The following is a 3,416-nucleotide window of genomic DNA, read 5'->3' on the forward strand; positions in this document are numbered from 1 at the left end:
TGCACATTTTATGATTAAATTTGAAGATAGGATTGGTAGCCTATGAAAAATTTACACAAAAGTCTGTAAAGGGTCCTAGGAAAATTTTAAATTTCTTGACTCCAGTAGAATTTACTGAGAAAATTAAAAGTCTTTAAATACTAGAGTTGCGATTGTAGATTTAATTCACCCCTGCTAATTCGGTATACTTCTGCATTATTTTCCTTACACCCCTATCCGTAAATTTTGTTCTTCTGTTAGATTCAAATAAATATTTTGCATTTTAAAAATGTGGCCCCTCAGCGCACGTAGGTTAGCCAATGTCCCTTTAGGGGGTTAAGAAACAAAGCCTTGCGACACAGCCAATCTTTGTCTTTAGGTCTTATTTAATAGTTGTAACAGTTCCAAAATTAAGAAACACTTAAGCTTTTACTAACAATCTCAAAGACATTTTTACTTGGGTCTGATGCTTTTATTTTTTCAAGAGCTTTTTTCATAAAGTTTTGTCTAATAGTATCATAACGTTTCCAACTCATTAAATTACGTGCTAACTTAGCTGCTACTCTATGGTTTATTCTATCAAGCTCTAATATCATATCAGTCATAAATGCATATCCTAAGCCATCTTTGCTATGATATTGTGAGAAATTAGCACCATAACCACCAATAAGTGAGTAAACTTTATTAGGGTTTTTAGAGTTATATGCAGGATGATTAACTAAGCCTTTAACTATATCTAAAGGTGACTCATGAGAGATTTGAGCTTGAGATACTAGCCATTTATTTACAACTAAATCCTCATCTTTCCAACGTTCATAAAACTCATTAATAGCTTTATCTCTAATTTGCTTATCTTTTGACTCTAATAATGCTGAAAAAGCCGCCTGTTGATCAGACATATTATCAGCATTATCAAATAATTGTTGCGCTAATTCTGTACCTTTGGCTTGATCACTAGCATTCATTAGATAACTCAGACATACATTTTTTAGCTTTCTCTTAGCAATTTGTTCAGCTGATAGGCTATATGGCTTATCATCATTACATTCTTGATATATAGCTAACCAGTCGCCTTTTAGTTTATCTGCTAGTTGATTTACAACTTTTTTGCGAGATAAGACAATATCATCGACTGCAATAACAGTCATTGCCTCAGCAATTGTAGATTCATTTGGTATTAGTAAAGCATCACTTATTAATGCTTTATCTAATTCTTTATCATTTAGAATTGATTTAAAAGCATTTAAGAACTCATCGCTTACATCAGATTTAGCTAAAATCATATTTGTAGCTAACTGTTGTAAAGAATCCCAACGATTAAAAGCATTATTATCATATTTAACAATATGTAATAGTTCGCTTTCAGTACGCTTATGCTCAACCTTTACAGGTGCCGAAAAATCTCTAAACAATGAAACTACTGGTTTTGCTAAAATATTCTCAAAAGTGTAAGTCTGTTTTTGTTCTTTAAGCTCAATAACTTGCTCTGCTATATTTTCACCCTCTGGAGTGATAAGTCCCATTTTAACAGGTATATGAAGAGCTTGTTTTTCCTTTTGATCAGCTGTTGATTGAGTAGTTTGCTCTAATATTAAGCTATAAGTTTGACTTTGAGAATCATAACTCTCACTAACTTTAATATTTGGAGTGCCTGATTGACTATACCATCTTTTAAATAAATCAAAATTACTATTATTTGCATCAGCCATAGCATTAACAAAATCATCACAAGTGACTGCCTGGCCATCATGTCTCTCAAAATAAAGCTTCATTCCTTTTTGAAAGCCATCTTCACCTAATAAAGTATGAAGCATTCTAATTATTTCAGCACCTTTATAATAAACTGTCACTGTATAAAAATTTTTTACTTCAATATATGAAACGGGGCGGATAGGGTGAGACATTGGACTGGCATCTTCAGCAAATTGTGTATTTCTTAACTCTCTAATACTCTCAATACGTTTAACATCTCTTGAGTTTAAGTCAGATCTAAATTCTTGTGTTCTAAATACAGTTAACCCTTCTTTTAAGCTTAACTGAAACCAATCTCTACAAGTAACTCTATCTCCAGTCCAATTGTGAAAATACTCATGACCTATAGCACTTTGAATTGATCCAAAATCAATATCAGTAGCTGTTTTATCGCTAGCTATAACATATTTAGTATTAAATATATTTAAACCTTTGTTTTCCATAGCTCCCGCATTAAAATCTGGCACTGCGACAATCATAAAGGTATCAAGATCATACTCTAAGTTAAATCTCTCTTCATCCCATTTCATTGAATCTTTTAGAGATTGCATAGCGTAATAACACTTATCTATATCCTTTTTAAGAGCATAGATTTCAAGATTAATATTACGACTTGATTTAGTAATAAAAGTATCTTTTATACTTGCTAAATCACCTGCTACAAGTGCAAATAAATAACAAGGTTTTTTAAAAGGATCTTTCCATATTGCAAAATGAAAACAGTTTGAAAGGTTTCCTGAATCAACTTTATCACCATTCGAAAGAATAACTGGATATTTTTGTTTATTAGCAATAATTTTAACAGTATAAGAAGACATCACATCAGGTCTATCTAAATAATACGTAATTTTTCTAAAACCAGTTGCTTCACAATGTGTACAAAAAATATTTCCAGATTTATATAAACCTTCTAAAGAAGTATTAGCAGATGGATTAATTTCAACTACTGTTTGTAACATGAAATTATCTGGAGGATTATGTATAGTTAAATGATTATTATCAATACTAAAATCTGATTCTAATAACTCTGAATTATTAATTTTAATTGATAATAATTTTAAGCTAACACCATCTAACACCAATAGATTATTTTCTTTATTTGCAGGATTTTTAATAAAGTGCAAATCTGCCGTCACAATTGTTTTGGATTCATCAAGATTAAATGTCAAATATGTTTCTTCTATAAGATAATTACTTGGTTGATAATCTTTTAAATATTTAATCTTAGATTGAGTCATGTTCGATTTCTTAAAGTGTCTGAGAACTTTTAATTTTTTATGAATATTTTAAATATTACTAAATAATTTAAATAATTTCTTTAATCAATATAGCAGTCTGGTACTGTTGCAACTATTAGATAAGACCTAAAGACAAAAATTTAACTTTTCATTAGATATATTTAGGGCGGTAGATATCAAATAATTCATTTATAAAAGTGGCTTCAGACTTACTTCTAAATTTAGTCCAAATATTAAACTGGCCTTTCTTAGGTTCTGTCGCAAATATTTATCAGTGACAATTTATATTGGTACGGTTTTTTCGGACAGGTATCTAAGAAGGTAAAATAGGTGTCTCAAATAAAGGCCGTGTTGAAATCTGCTATTAATTTTGAGCTAATTGAAAAAAATGGTGCCTAAAATATAGCTATAAATATTGTAGAATAAGGTTTTAAAAAGGATTATTTA

General features: G+C 30.0%; 1 protein-coding gene. It reads right to left on the minus strand.

Annotation, left to right across the window (positions count from 1 at the left end):
* Nucleotides 1-389 precede the first annotated feature (389 nt).
* Nucleotides 390-2,969 carry an aminopeptidase N gene (gene pepN, locus AB8E56_RS11330; RefSeq protein WP_329481184.1) on the minus strand — a complete coding sequence of 860 codons (2,580 nt, stop codon included), beginning with the start codon at nt 2,967-2,969 and terminating at the stop codon, nt 390-392.
* Between the last annotated feature and the right edge of the window lie 447 nt (nt 2,970-3,416).

Origin of the sequence: Francisella sp. 19X1-34 (assembly GCF_041102755.1) — a bacterium.
Taxonomy (GTDB): domain Bacteria; phylum Pseudomonadota; class Gammaproteobacteria; order Francisellales; family Francisellaceae; genus Francisella.